General features: G+C 68.6%; 10 protein-coding genes. 3 read left to right on the top strand and 7 right to left on the bottom strand.

Going from position 1 to position 13,192, the window contains the following annotated elements; translation table 11 throughout:
- The first annotated feature begins 200 nt into the window (after positions 1-200).
- The 3 genes from olsF to LA521A_RS15170 all read left to right on the top strand — a co-directional run bounded on the left by olsF (position 201) and on the right by LA521A_RS15170 (position 4,035).
- Positions 201-1,943: a bifunctional ornithine lipid synthase OlsF gene (gene olsF / locus LA521A_RS15180; protein ID WP_281782113.1), complete on the top strand. Its 1,743-nt coding sequence runs from the start codon at positions 201-203 to the stop codon at positions 1,941-1,943.
- On the top strand, positions 1,940-2,779 hold the full coding sequence (locus LA521A_RS15175) for a UDP-2,3-diacylglucosamine diphosphatase (RefSeq protein ID WP_281779698.1): 840 nt from the start codon (positions 1,940-1,942) through the stop codon (positions 2,777-2,779). Before olsF ends, LA521A_RS15175 begins: the two co-directional genes overlap by 4 nt.
- A gap of 203 nt (positions 2,780-2,982) precedes the next feature.
- Positions 2,983-4,035 carry a metal-dependent hydrolase gene (locus LA521A_RS15170; protein WP_281779697.1) on the top strand — a complete coding sequence of 351 codons (1,053 nt, stop codon included), beginning with the start codon at positions 2,983-2,985 and terminating at the stop codon, positions 4,033-4,035.
- 179 nt (positions 4,036-4,214) lie between these two features.
- On the opposite strand, the gene LA521A_RS15165 is transcribed toward LA521A_RS15170, so the two are convergent.
- The 7 genes from LA521A_RS15165 to LA521A_RS15135 all read right to left on the bottom strand — a co-directional run bounded on the left by LA521A_RS15165 (position 4,215) and on the right by LA521A_RS15135 (position 12,997).
- A complete protein-coding gene (locus LA521A_RS15165; protein ID WP_281779696.1) occupies positions 4,215-4,532 on the bottom strand; it encodes a hypothetical protein in 318 nt (105 codons plus the stop codon).
- A gap of 241 nt (positions 4,533-4,773) precedes the next feature.
- The gene (locus tag LA521A_RS15160) at positions 4,774-5,610 is read right to left on the bottom strand and encodes a class I SAM-dependent methyltransferase (protein ID WP_281779695.1); all 837 of its coding nucleotides are present in this window, start codon (positions 5,608-5,610) and stop codon (positions 4,774-4,776) included.
- Positions 5,611-5,825: 215 nt separating this feature from the next.
- Positions 5,826-6,836, bottom strand: a complete 1,011-nt coding sequence (gene dusB / locus LA521A_RS15155; protein WP_281779694.1) for a tRNA dihydrouridine synthase DusB — start codon at positions 6,834-6,836, stop codon at positions 5,826-5,828.
- 78 nt (positions 6,837-6,914) lie between these two features.
- Positions 6,915-8,003, bottom strand: coding sequence for a PepSY-associated TM helix domain-containing protein (locus tag LA521A_RS15150; RefSeq protein WP_281779693.1), 1,089 nt, complete (start codon positions 8,001-8,003; stop codon positions 6,915-6,917).
- Between the two features lie 12 nt (positions 8,004-8,015).
- The gene (locus LA521A_RS15145) at positions 8,016-10,157 is read right to left on the bottom strand and encodes a TonB-dependent receptor (RefSeq protein ID WP_281779692.1); all 2,142 of its coding nucleotides are present in this window, start codon (positions 10,155-10,157) and stop codon (positions 8,016-8,018) included.
- Between the two features lie 465 nt (positions 10,158-10,622).
- Entirely contained in the window at positions 10,623-11,621 is a 999-nt protein-coding gene (locus LA521A_RS15140; protein ID WP_281779691.1) for a ribokinase, read from the bottom strand.
- Between the two features lie 77 nt (positions 11,622-11,698).
- A complete protein-coding gene (locus tag LA521A_RS15135; RefSeq protein WP_281779690.1) occupies positions 11,699-12,997 on the bottom strand; it encodes a NupC/NupG family nucleoside CNT transporter in 1,299 nt (432 codons plus the stop codon).
- Between the last annotated feature and the right edge of the window lie 195 nt (positions 12,998-13,192).

Below are 13,192 nucleotides of genomic sequence, written 5' to 3'. Positions count from 1 at the left end.
GGGCATGATACAGGCTTGTCCCGGTCGGCGCATTGTGCGCCACGCAGATGTTGCGCGGTGGTTAAGCGCAAGGCGCCTGAACGAGGGCGGCGGGCCGGCGGCGCTGTCATGTCGCTGACGCGAAACCGCCACCGCGGTGTCGCCGCGTGCGTCCAACCTTCCGCGGCGAAAGCCCCGCCGGGGCGATCCGCCTGCGACGCATGCCACTCGAACGCCGCCTGCAAGAACGCTTTCCGCACTGGTTCCGGGGACGTCGCGCGACGGTCGCCCGGCCGCTGCTGCGCACCATCGGCCGCTGGTCGCGCTTCGACCAGGTCGAGGCCTTCCTCGCGGCGAACGGCCACCTGCGCGATTTCGACTTCGTCGCCGCGGGGCTGGATCACCTGCAGGCGCGCTACGTGGTCGATGCGGCCGAACTCGGGCGGATTCCCGCCTCTGGCCGGCTGCTGATCGTCGCCAACCATCCCTCCGGCGCGCTGGATGCGCTGGCGCTGCTCGACGCCGTCGGCCGCGTGCGCCGCGACGTGCGCATCGTCGCGAACGACCTGCTCGGCGCGCTGGAGCCGCTGTCCGGGCTGCTGCTGCCGGTGCGCATTCTCGGTGGTCGGCCCAGCGTGCAGAGCCTCGCGGCGATCGACGACGCGTTGCGTGCCGACCAGTGCGTGATCGTCTTTCCGGCCGGTGAAGTGGCGCGACTGGGCCTGCGCGGGGTGACCGACGGGCGCTGGCGCCGAGGCTTCCTGCGCTTCGCACGTTCGGCCGGTGCGCCGGTGCTGCCGGTGCGCATCGAAGCGCGCAACTCCGCGCTGTTCTACGGCGCCTCGGCGCTGTTCAAGCCGGTCGGCACCGCGCTGCTGGCGCGCGAGATGTTCGCCCGGCGCGCGCATCGCATCGCGTTGCGCATCGGCCATCCGCTTTCGCTTCCGCCGGACGGCGATCCGCAGCGGCTGCTGCGCGACGTGCGTCGCGAACTGTTCTCGCTGGGGCGACGTCGCGCGAACTCCGCCGCGTCGGTCGATGCGAGCGTCGTGCCGCTCATCGCACCGCTGATCGACGCGATCGATCCGGCGCAGGTGCGCGATGGCGTCGAGGCGATGCCGCTGCTCGGCCAGACATCGGACGGCAAGCAGATCCGCGTCGGTCGGCTCGCCGCCGGTTCGCCGCTGCTGCAGGAAATCGGCCGCCTGCGCGAACTCACGTTCCGCGCGGTGGGCGAGGGCACGGGCCAGCGGCTGGACGTGGATCTTTACGACAGCTGGTACGAGCACATCGTGCTCTGGGACGCGGACGCATCGAAGATCGCCGGCGCGTACCGCATCGCGCGCGGTGCCAGCGTGCTCGCCGAGCGCGGGCTCGCGGGGTTCTACACCGCATCGCTGTTCCAGTACGCCGACGATGCCGTTCCGCGCATCGCGCAGGGGATGGAACTCGGCCGCAGTTTCGTCGTGCCCGATTACTGGGGCAGCCGCAGCATCGACTACCTGTGGCAGGGCATCGGCGCGTACCTGGCCAAGCACCCGAACGTGCGCTACCTGTTCGGGCCGGTGTCGATCAGCGCCGCGCTGCCACCCGCGGCGCGCGAACAGATCGTCGCGTATTACGCGCGCTATTACGGCAGCGACGCGGCACGCGCGGTGTCGCGGCAGCCTTTCGTCTACCAGGCGGCGCCGCCGCAGTTCGGCGAGGTCGATGCGGCCACGGCGTTCCGCGTGCTCAAGGGCAACCTCGACGCGCTCGGCGCCACGCTGCCGATGCTCTACAAGCAATACACCGACCTGTGCGAGCCGGGCGGCGCGCGATTCCTCGCGTTCGGCGTGGACCCGGCCTTCAGCGACGCGGTCGACGGACTGATCGAGGTCGACCTGCACCGGCTTCGCCCGAAGAAGCGCGAACGCTATCTCGGCGCAGCCATCGCCGAACCTTGCCTGGAGACCGCCGGATGACGTCGACGCCGACCGTGCTGCCGCCGCGCCGTCGCGCGGTCTTCGTGTCCGACGTCCACCTGGGATCCAAACACTGCCACGCCGCCGAATTCGCCGATTTCCTCGGCGGGCTGCGCTGCGACCGGCTCTATCTTGTCGGCGACATCGTCGACCTGTGGTGGATGGCGCAACGTCGCGCGCGCTGGGGCGCGCCGCACAACCGGGTGATCGAAGCGTTGCACGCGCTGCGTCGCGCCGGGACCGAACTGGTCTACGTGCCGGGCAACCACGATCGCCCGATCCGCCGCTTCTGCGGCCTCGCGCTGCCGCGCATGCGCGTGCGCCGCAGGATGGTGCACGTCACCGCCGATGGCCGCCGCCTGCTGGTCACGCACGGCGATGACTACGACGGCGTCACGCATTTCGGCGGACTGCAGGAGCAGTTCGGCGACTGGCTGTATTACCGCATCCTCACCGGAAACCAGTGGCTCAATCGCGCGCGACGCCTCGCCGGCCAGCGCTACTGGTCGCTGTCGGAATTCCTCAAGCGCCGCAGCGGCGCGGCCGAACGCTACATCGAGCGCTTCGTGCACGCGGGGCTCGACGATGCGCGGCGTCGCGGGCTCGACGGCATCGTCTGCGGTCATATCCATCGCGCGGCATTGATCGAACGCGATGGCCTGATCTACGCCAATGATGGCGACTGGGTCGAAAGCCTGAGCGCGCTGGCGGAAGATCCGGACGGCACGCTGCGGCTGCTTTCGCACACGGGGGAGACGCGGGAGGTGATCGCGCCGCGGTGCGATACGACGAACGAAGCGGCGCAGCAGCCGTTGGCGGAACCGCAAGCGGCGTGAACTCCCTCCCCTGCGACTGCAGGGGAGGGATGGGGAGGGGTGAAGTGCAGCACCGTAGCGCTGACGAAGGCTGCTGCGGACTTGAACGGCGCGCATGCTTTGGCCGCGTCACTGCACCGCACGCCCCGACCCTCACCCCAACCCCTCTCCCGGAGGGAGAGGGGCTCAAACATCCAAGCTCGCGAACCCGCTAGCATCCCGGCATGGATTCCTTCACCCAGATCGTCCTCGGCGCCGCCGTCGCCGCCGCCATCGCCCCGCCGCAACATCGCCGTGCCGCGCTGCTCGCCGGCGCCGCGCTCGGCACGTTGCCCGACCTCGACGTGCTGCCGATCAACCTGATCACCAACGACCCCGTCGCGCGCATGACGTGGCATCGCAGCTGGAGCCATTCGCTGCTGGTGCTGCCGCTCGTCGCGTGGGCGATCTGGGCGTGGTTCCGCTCGCGCGGCGGGCGCGTCGCGCAATCGCCGACGCGCTGGTTCTGGGCGATGCAGGTCGCACTGCTGACGCACCCGCTGCTCGACGCGTTCACCGTCTACGGCACGCAGCTGCTGTGGCCGCTGCCGATGCCGCCGGCGATGTGGTCCAGCGTGTTCATCATCGACCCGCTCTATACGGTGTGGCTGTTGCTCGCGTGCGCGATCGCGTGGTTCGCGCGCGAGCGGCGCATCGCGCAGCCCGCGCTCGTCGCAGGGCTCGCGCTGAGTTCGCTGTACCTGGGGCTGTCGCTCCTCGCCAAGCATCAGGTCGAGCGCGCGGCCGACCAGGCGCTTGCGGCGCAGCAACTGGAGAACGCGCGGCGGTTCTCCGTGCCGATGCCGTTCAACATCCTGCTGTGGCGCGTGGTGGCGATGACGCCGGATGGATTCGTCGAAGGCGAACGCTCGCTGGTGGCCGATCGCGGTCCGATGCGTTTCCGGCATCACGCCTCCGACGTCGCCGCGTTGGCGCAGGTGCGCGAGCTGCCGGCCGTACAGCGGCTGCAGTGGTTCAATCGCGGCTTCATGAAGGCGCAGGTGCACGAGGGCACGCTGGTGCTGTCGGACCTGCGCATGGGCGCCGAGCCCGACTACAGCTTCCGTTTCGCGGTCGCGCGGCAGGAAGCCGGCGAATGGAAGTCCATCGCGCCCGAGCAATTGCAGTGGCCGTGGGAAGCGGGACGTCGACTCGGTGCGATGTGGCATCGCATCTGGCACGAGCCCGACGGTGACGTCGCCGCCGCACATTCGGCGGAACGCGACGGGGCGAACTGAGCGGTCGAACTGAGGTGAACACGCGTCCGGTGCACAGGTGCGCCGACACGTCCGCCGGAACCGCATGCCGTGCGCATGCGGTCCCTTCAAACGGACGTTGAACTGTTCACGTCAGCACCTTGTCGTGAGGGGAACCCGCCCGCCCGGAGCGACGCCCTGCCGCGGCGCCCCGGCCGGACCTACAGCGCGTTGCGCTCCAGCAGCGCCTTGCGATCGATCTGCACGAGGTATTCGTTGCCCTTGGCGTCGTGCAGGGCGACGGCTTCACCGTCCATCAGGCGGTTGTAGTTGTCCTTGCCGATGGCGGCGACGAACTTGTCGAGCGCGCGGTCGTAGGTGTACGGATACTCGGCGAACGCGGTGCGGTTGCCGACGATCATCTGTACCTTGCGCTCGGACAGCCCGGTGATCTTCGACAGATCGCCCACCGGATCGGCGGCCCATGCCGGGGCCGTTACCGCCATCGCCAGCGCGATGAATGCAATCTTGGCTTTCATGAGTGGCCTCCTGGTCCGCCGGAGCGCTGCGGTGGCCCGCAGAGGGGACGCCCCGACGCTTGCAGGTTGGGTCATGCACCGAAGAAAAACATCGGCCGAAGGGGGCTGTTACTTTCGACCTGCACCGTTCGTCGCGTGCGCGTGGAAGGCACATGCGCATGAAGGTTTCATGCGAAATTGTCGACGGTCTTCACCTTTCTCACCAAGCGCGCAACGAGCGCCCCGACACCAGCTCCCGCGCTCAGTACACGACCGCGCGCGCCTGCACGAAGGCATAGAAGAACACCGCATCCGGATCGTTCTGCACCTGATGCATTTCGCGGCGCATGCCGTCGACGACTTCCTGCGTGACCTTGCCCGCTTCGATGAGCTGGTCGGCGGCCGAAAGCAGCAGCTCTTCCCAGAACGCGATCATCGTCTTGCGCCGCGCCGGCTCGCGGTTGTCGAAATAGAACGTCTTCACGTCGGTGGTGACATCGCGGAAACCGCCGGCCAACAGCAGGTTGCCGAGCTTCGCGCCGACGAACGGATCGCCGCCGCTGTCGTACTGGAAATCGTTGAAGGCCATCCAGTAGCGCCACACGTTGGGCGAGTAGGGATCGAGCAGGAACGAGGAGTTCATCACCTCGGTGATGTACACCGGCGATCCCGGCGCCAGGACGCGACGCACCTCGTTGAGCACGCGCGAAGGCGAGGGCACGTGTTCGAGCACCCAGCACAGGAACGCCGCATCGAAGCTGCGCGCCTCGAACGGCAGGCTGGTCGCGTCGGCCTGGTGCAGCTCGTAGCGACCCTTCATCCACGGCATCGCATCGAGGTTGGTGCGCGCGGCGTCTAGCTGCGCTTCGTTGAGATCGACGCAGGTCGCGTGCAGTTCGGGGAAGCGGCGAAGCAGGATCTCGGTCTGCGCACCGACGCCGCTGCCGACTTCGAGCAGGCGCCGCGCGTTGCTGTAGTCGATGTTGTGGAAGATCGTCGATTCGGCCAGTCGGGCCTGCTTCACCAGGCGCGCCTGTTCGGTCGACGAGAAGCCGTGCAGATAAGGGAAGTCGGAACAGGAGGACGAGGTATCGGACATGGGGCACCGGTGCATGAAGCGGATGCGGGAATGCTCGCATGCGGGAAGTTAAGAACCAGCCGTCATCGCAGGAACGTGCCATCCCATTCCGGTCCCCGCAACACCACCGTCATCCCCGCGGAGGCGGGGGTCCAGCTGTCCGGCCGCATCGGCCTTTCCGTAGGGTGTGATGCGTCTGGGAATTGGTTTCCCGCCAGCGCGGGAACGACGACTTCTTACGCCGCCACGCCCAGCGGGTGCACGCCCGCGATCAACGCATCGAAGTAGTCGCGCGTGAGGCAGAGCTGCGCCTCGGGCGTCTCGGCGCGGTTCACCACCGCGCGGAACGCCGTGTTCTCCGGGCGATCCTTCGCGTACCAGCCCAGGTGCTTGCGCGCGATGCGCACGCCGGACACCTCGCCGTAGAACGCGTGCAGGTGTTCCAGATGCCCGAGCAGCACGTCGCGCACTTCGGCCAGCGTCGGTTCCGGCAAGGTTTCGCCGTGTTCCAGGTAATGCGCGATCTCGCGGAAGATCCACGGCCGGCCCTGCGCGGCGCGACCGACCAGCACCGCATCGCAGCCGGTGTGCTTGAGCACCTGCGCGGCCTTGTGCGGCGAATCGATGTCGCCGTTGGCGAACACCGGGATCGACAGCGCCGCTTTCACCTGCGCGATCGTGTCGTACTCGGCGAAGCCGGTGTACTGCTGGTCGCGCGTGCGCCCGTGTACGGCGAGCGCGGCGATGCCGGCACTCTCCGCGATGCGCGCGATCTGCAGCGCGTTGCGCTGGCCTTCGGCCCAGCCGGTGCGGATTTTCAGCGTGACCGGAACGTCCACCGCGCGCACGACGGCGTCGAGGATGCGCGCGACGAGTTCGGGTTCGCGCATCAGCGCCGATCCCGCCCACGCGTTGCACACCTTCTTCGCCGGGCAGCCCATGTTGATATCGATGATCTGCGCGCCGTGGTCGACGTTGTAGCGCGCCGCATCGGCCATCACCTCCGGCACGGTGCCGGCGATCTGCACGCTGATCGGGGCCGGCTCGCCGTCGTGGTCCATGCGGTGGCGCGACTTCGAGGTCGTCCAGAAGCGCGGGTCCGACGTCGTCATCTCCGACACGCACAGCCCGGCGCCCATGCGCTTGCACAGGATGCGGAAGGGCTTGTCGGTCACGCCCGCCATCGGCGCCAGGACGACGCGCGGGGCGATCTCGTGCGGGCCGATGCGGAAGGAAAGGGCGGACATGGCGCCATTGTACCGGGGGCCGTCCGCCTTCCCGGCGAACGCCGGGCTCCGCGCGTTCACGCCTCGCGCAAGCGTCGGTCAGCGCTTCCCGCGTCGCCGCCGCCAGAACAGGAAGCCGGTCGCCAGCAGGAACATCGGCAGCAGGCCGATGAACGCGGTGATCCACTTCATCGCCGTGCCGCCCACCGCGCCGACGTGCAGCGGGTAGAACGCCTGGCTCATGCGCATGCCGAGCTGGTGCGTCGTGGCGTCGAACGCCTGCACGACGCGCCCCTCGCGCGACAGAACGACCGTACTGCGCCCGACCGGATGCCATTCGCCATGGGCCTGCAGCCGGAAAGACACCGCGCCTTCATCGGGATCGGGCACCGACACGCGCGCCAGCCGCGCCTGCGGGATCGCGACGCGCGCCTGCGCGATCGCGCGCGTCCAGTCGATGGCGGTCGTGCTCGCCGGAAGCTCCGGCGCCTTCACGTTCTTCCCGCCGAACGCGCCCGTCAGCGCCTTCTGGAAACCTTTCGAATACACCATGCCGACGCCGGTCACGGTCGCCAGCAACAGCAGCGGCAGCAGGATCACGCCCGCGCTGCGATGCCACGTGAGCCAGCGCCGCACCGGCGGGCCCGCGTGCATTTTCAGTTGCGCCAGGTAGCGCCCCGACTTCGGCCACCACAGGTACAGCCCGATCAGGATCATCGCCAGCGAAATCCAGCCGATCACGCCCCACACGTCGCGTCCGGTCTTCCCGCCGAGCAGATCGACGTGCCACTCGTGCAGCCACAGCAGTACGTCGTCGTGGTGGCTGCGATACAGCAGCAACGCGCCGTCTTCCGGCGCGAAGTACTGACGATGCCCGTCCTCGAAATACGCCTGCCACACCGGGAGCTCGTCGCGCGGCAGGTCGAGCGAACGCATGCCTTCGGGGCCCCAGCGTTCGATCAGCTGCGCGAGCACGCGGCCGTCGGCGACGGGCGCGTGCTGCGCGAGCTGCGGATGCTGCAGTTTCAGCAGGTCGACATGGAACACCAGCACCGCGCCCGCCAGCGAGGCGAGCGCGAACACCAGTCCCGCGGTGAGCCCCGTCCACAGGTGCAGCCACGACAGCACCGCGCGCACGCGCCGTTTCGGCGGTGCCTTCGTCGCAGGTGCGGTGGCGGGCATGTCCATGGCGGGTGGCGATCAGAACCGGTGCGACCAGCCTACCGTCAGCACGCGGCCGCGACCGGCGGTGTAGGTGTCCGCGCGCGGCGTGGTCTGCGAGTAGTACGTCGTGTACTGCTCGCCGAACAGGTTCTCGATGCCCACGTTCAGCGCGCCGACCGGCAGCGGGAACCGCGCCTGCAGGTCGACCGTCGTGTAGCCCTCGAACTGCGCCGGCAGTGTCGTGCCGCGGTAATCGAAATCGCGGTCGAACGAATGGCTCGCCTGCAGGCGCGTGGAGATCGCCGGCGTCCAGGCCTGGTCCCAGAACGCGGTCGCGCGGTCCGGGGCAACGTTCACGCCAGGCAGGTCGCTGTCGACGCGATCGTCGCCGTTGCTGTCGTAGCGGCCGTCGGTCTGCGCGTAGGCGACGCCGATGCGCGTGGCGTCGTTGAACTGGTAGGCGACGCTGCCTTCGAAGCCGTCGATCTCGGTGCGCTCGCGCACGACCTGGTAGAACTGCGTGGCCGGGTCGAAGGCCAGGCGCGAACCGAGGTCGGAATCGGACCAGAACGCCGCCAGATGCACCAGCCAGCGGCCGTCGTCGTAATCCAGGCCGATTTCCTGGTTGTCGGCGATGACCGGCTGCAGGTCGACCAGCGTGTCCACGCGCTGGTTCGGCGTGTTGATCGCGCGCAGCACGCGGCCGATGTCGGCCACCGTGTAACCTTCCGAATACGACGCGTACAGCTTCAGTGCGTCGGTGGCTTCCCAGACGATGCCGACGTTGGGCAGCGTCTCGCTGGTCCGCGGCGAACCGCCCTGGACGAGGTAGCGCGTGCCGTGCACGCCGGGCGTCAGGCGCTGGTCGGGAATGGTCAGGTAGTCGTCGACCTTGAGCTTGCCGCGCTCGTGGCGCAGGCCGCCGGTGAGCATCACCGAATCGGCGACCCACCACTCCAGCTGCACGAACGGGGACACCGATTCGTACGAGGTTTCCGGCACCCAGTCGATGCCGGCACGCACGAGCTCCTGCGAGGTCGTGTCGCGCGCGAGGTCCAGGCCGACCGTCGCGCGCAGGCGCAGGCCGAACAGGTCGCCGCGCGACCAGCTGAACTTGCCGCCGAGCTTTTCCGACAGGTTCTGCGACTGGTCGTACCAGTCCGGATCGCGGCCGTCGCCCCAGAAGTCGCCCCAGTAGCTGCCGCCGTACAGCGCCTCGAAATCGACCCAGTACAGCTGCGCCTGGAAATAACCGCCGGCGAGCGCCTTGTCGGTGTAGTCCAGCGTCAGCGACGTGGAGCGGTTGCGCGGGCCTTCGCCCTCGCTGCCGCCGCGCGCGGAGGTCGCCAACTCGCCGGTCGCGAGGTTCCCGTTGACCGCGTGGTAGTGGTTGTTGCCCTGCAGTTCGTAGCGGTTCGCGCTGACCTGCAGGCGGCGGCTTTCGTCGAGGTTCCAGCCGGCCTTGGCGAAGAGGTTGTAGCTCTCCGCGTCCATCAGGTCGCCCTGCACGTCGTTGACCGCGATCGAATCGCCGTCGCCGTCGTAGTACAGGCCTTCGCTCGCGTACGAGGCGCCGCCCACGAAATCGAACGCGCCGCTGCGCGTGCCGAACAGGTAGGACGCGCGATAGCCGGTGCTGTCGCTTTCGTGCGGCAGCGCGGTGGACGCGGACGCCGACACGTCCTGGAAGGACTGGCCGTCCTGGCGCGGCGCGCGCTTGGTGATGATGTTGATGATGCCGCCGGACGCGCCCAGGCCTTGCAGCGCGTTGGCGCCGTGGATGACCTCGATGCGCTCGATCATCGCCGGATCGATGGTGTGGCCGTCGCGACCGCCGTCGCGCAGCGGCGTGGACTGCGGCACGCCATCGACCAGGTACAGCGGCTTGCGGCCGCGCAGCGTTTCGCCGCTGTTAGTGAGTTTCTGGCGCGAGGGCGCGAAGGAGGGAATCAGGTTCGCCAGCACCTGCGAGACGTCCTGCGTCAGCGCCAGCTGCTGCTGCAGCTGCGCCTGGTCGATCACCGTGATCGTGTTGGGCAGCGCGGCCTCGGAATCGGGAATGCGGCTGGTGCTGGCGGAAACGGTGACGCGGTCGATGTCGGTGGCTTCATCGGCGTGTGCGACGGGCGCGACAAGGACAGCCAGCAGCGCGCTGGCGAGGGCATGGCGGCGGAGCATCGGGATTCCAGGACGTCGAAAGCCCGCCATGTTAATGCGAATAATTCTTATTTGATAGATCGAGAGTTTGTGCTAGCGGGCGGCTGGGCGCAGCTTTCAGCCCCTGGGTCGGGCAGTGGCGCAGCGGCCTTCAGCCCCTCTCCCACCGGGAGAGGGGTTGGAGTGAGGGGCGGGACGCGCGGTGCAGTGATGCGCCCAATGCTCAAAGCCCCTCTCCCAACGGGAGAGGGGTTGGGGTGAGGGTCGGGACGCGCGGTGCAGTGATGCGCCGAATGCTCAAAGCCCCTCTCCCAACGGGAGAGGGGTTGGGGTGAGGGGCAAGACATGCGATGCAGTGATGCGGTTGGTACCGGCTCTTGGCCGATCGAGGCGACTGTCAGCGCTTGGCGCCGTGCACTGCACCCCTCCCCAACCCTCCCCTGCATGCAGGGGAGGGAGTCCACTCTGCGGGTGACGGCTGAAAGCTCAAGCGAAGCGCGCGCGCACTTCCTCATCCCGCGGCATGGAAACCGCCGCACCGGCGCGCTCGGTCGAAAGCGCCGCGTAGCGGTTCGCGTAATGCAGGTGGTCGGCGAACGCCGCGTCCGGACGCAGCGCCCATGAGGCCGCGAGCGCGCCGTTGAACGCGTCGCCCGCGCCGGTGGTGTCGTGCGGCTGCACCTTCGCCGCGGCCACGCGGTAATGCGTGCGGGCATCGCGATGGAGCGCGCCGTCCGCATGCGAAACGAAGCACCCGGCGGCGCCGAGCGTCACCACGACCGTGCCGTGCGGCAGCAGGCGGCGGCACCAGGCGTGCAACGTGTCGTCGTCGCGGGACGCCACGGTGGAGGCGTCCACGCGTTCGCCGACGTGGCGCGCCAGTTGCGCGCAGAACTCGGTTTCGTTCGGCGTGATCACGTCGCTCAGCGCGAGCAGCGATGCCGGCACCTGCGCATCGGCCGGTGCGGGATTGAGCATGGTCCGCACGCCTGCCTCGCGTGCGATCGCGAACGCCGCTTCGATCGACGCCAGCGGCGATTCCAGCTGCGCCAGCAGCACGTGCGCGGCGTGAATGCCATCGCGCTGCGCCTGCACATGCGCGAGCGGCAGGTCGGCGTTCGCGCCCGGGCCGATCACGATCGAATTGCGGCCGTCGTGGTCGACGTAGATGCCGGCGGTGCCGGTCGGCGCCTCGCTGGAATGTTCGCGAAGATCCAGCCCGTCTGCGGCCGCGAGCGCCCGTGCGAGCTGCCCGCCCAGATCCTCGCCCAGCGCGCAGACGAAGGTCGTCGAAGCGCCGGCGCGCACCGCGGCCGTGGCCTGGTTGAACCCCTTGCCGCCCGGCCCGGTGTGGTAGTGCCCGCTGAGCGTCTCGCCCGGCCGCGGCAGGGAAGCGACCGTCCAGACGTGGTCGACGTTGAACGAGCCGACGACTAGGACGTGATGCGTGATTCGTGATTCGTGATTCGCAGGAGACGGGCTCATCGCTTCATCCAGAAGGAACTCCGTGGCGGGGTTGCGCATTCTCGAATCACGCATCCCCGATCACGAAGCATGGCGCCTCAGCTGCCGAACCACGTCAGCACGCCGGCAATCGTCGCCGTCATGAACGTCGCGATCGAACCGCCGAGCACCGCGCGCAGGCCGAAGCGCGCGAGGTCCTGGCGACGTTCCGGCGCCAGGCCGCCGATGCCGCCGATCTGGATCGCGATCGAGGAGAAGTTGGCGAAGCCGCACAGCGCGTAGGTGGCGATCAGGCGGCCCTGGTCGGTCAGCGTCACGCCGTCGACCTTGCCGTTGACGATGTCGGCCAGCTGCAGGTACGCGACGAATTCGTTGATCACGATCTTCTGGCCGATCAGGCTGCCGACGGTGGACGCGTCCTGCCACGGCGTACCGATCACCCACGCCAGCGGCGCGAGCACGTAGCCGAAGATCGTCGCGAGGTCGAACGGCTTGCCGATCGCCGCCGAGATGCCGGTGACGTCGCCGAACCACGACAGCGGCCAGTTCACCAGCGCGATCAGCGCGATGAAGGCCAGCAGCATCGCGCCGATGTTCAGCGCCAGCCGCAGGCCGTCGCCGGCGCCCGCCGCGGCGGCGTCGATGATGTTGGCGGTGTTCTTCTCCACTTCCATCTTGACCGTGCCGCGCGTGAGCGGCTCGCCGGTTTCGGGGATGAGGATCTTGGCGATGACCAGCGTCGCCGGCGCGGCCATGATCGACGCCGCGAGCAGGTGCTTGGCGTAGAACGCCTGCTGCTCCGGGTCGCCGCCGCCGAGCATGCCCACGTACGCGGCGAGCACGCCGCCGGCGATGTGCGCCATGCCGCCGATCATCATCGTGATCAGCTCCGACTCGGTCATCTTCGGGATGTACGGACGCACCGTCAGCGGCGCCTCGGTCTGGCCGATGAAGACGCTGGCGCAGACGCTGGTGGTTTCCGCGCCGGACACGCGCATCACCTTGGTGATCACCCACGCCATGCCGCGCACGACCGCCTGCATCACGCCCAGGTGGTAGAGCACGCCCATCAGCGCGGCGAAGAAGATGATGGTCGGCAGCACCTGGAAGGCGAAGATGAAGCCGTAGGTGTTCACGTCCATCAGGTTGCCGAAGATGAACTTCGAGCCTTCGCCGACGAAGCTGAGCACCTTCACGAAGCCGTGGCCGATGGCGTCGAACACGTCCTTGCCGCCCGGGACCAGCAGCACCAGCGCGGCGAAGGCGACCTGCAGGCTCACGCCGGTGATCACCAGCTTCCAGTCCACGCGGCGCTTGTTGTTCGAGAACAGCCACGCGATGCCGATGAGCACCGCAAGACCAAACAGGCCAAAGGCCACCCGGGTAATGGCTTCCACTCAGTTTCTCCCCTGCAACCGGCGGCCGGCAGCGAGTCTTGTCGTTCAGGAATGATGCGGCCTGAGCCCTCGCGGGGGCGGGTCACGGCTGCGGCGGCGCGTAGTTTACGACGAGCTCGAGCGGCCGCGGCGGCGGGCGCGTCCACAGGGGCTCGCCGCGGCGTGCTGTCAGAAAAATGCGCGTCAGGGGGTAAG

Origin of the sequence: Lysobacter auxotrophicus (genome assembly GCF_027924565.1) — a bacterium.
Lineage (GTDB): Bacteria > Pseudomonadota > Gammaproteobacteria > Xanthomonadales > Xanthomonadaceae > Lysobacter_J > Lysobacter_J auxotrophicus.
Note: the sequence above shows the minus strand (reverse complement) of the source record. Positions and strands in the feature narration are given on the sequence as shown.

Bases quoted from the DNA above. Each gene is read 5' to 3' on its own strand.
- olsF (WP_281782113.1), top strand. From the start codon at position 201: ATGCCACTCGAACGCCGCCTGCAAGAACGCTTTCCGCACTGGTTCCGG.
- LA521A_RS15175 (WP_281779698.1), top strand. From the start codon at position 1,940: ATGACGTCGACGCCGACCGTGCTGCCGCCGCGCCGTCGCGCGGTCTTC.
- LA521A_RS15170 (WP_281779697.1), top strand. From the start codon at position 2,983: ATGGATTCCTTCACCCAGATCGTCCTCGGCGCCGCCGTCGCCGCCGCC.
- LA521A_RS15165 (WP_281779696.1), bottom strand. From the start codon at position 4,532: ATGAAAGCCAAGATTGCATTCATCGCGCTGGCGATGGCGGTAACGGCC.
- LA521A_RS15160 (WP_281779695.1), bottom strand. From the start codon at position 5,610: ATGTCCGATACCTCGTCCTCCTGTTCCGACTTCCCTTATCTGCACGGC.
- dusB (WP_281779694.1), bottom strand. From the start codon at position 6,836: ATGTCCGCCCTTTCCTTCCGCATCGGCCCGCACGAGATCGCCCCGCGC.
- LA521A_RS15150 (WP_281779693.1), bottom strand. From the start codon at position 8,003: ATGGACATGCCCGCCACCGCACCTGCGACGAAGGCACCGCCGAAACGG.
- LA521A_RS15145 (WP_281779692.1), bottom strand. From the start codon at position 10,157: ATGCTCCGCCGCCATGCCCTCGCCAGCGCGCTGCTGGCTGTCCTTGTC.
- LA521A_RS15140 (WP_281779691.1), bottom strand. From the start codon at position 11,621: ATGAGCCCGTCTCCTGCGAATCACGAATCACGAATCACGCATCACGTC.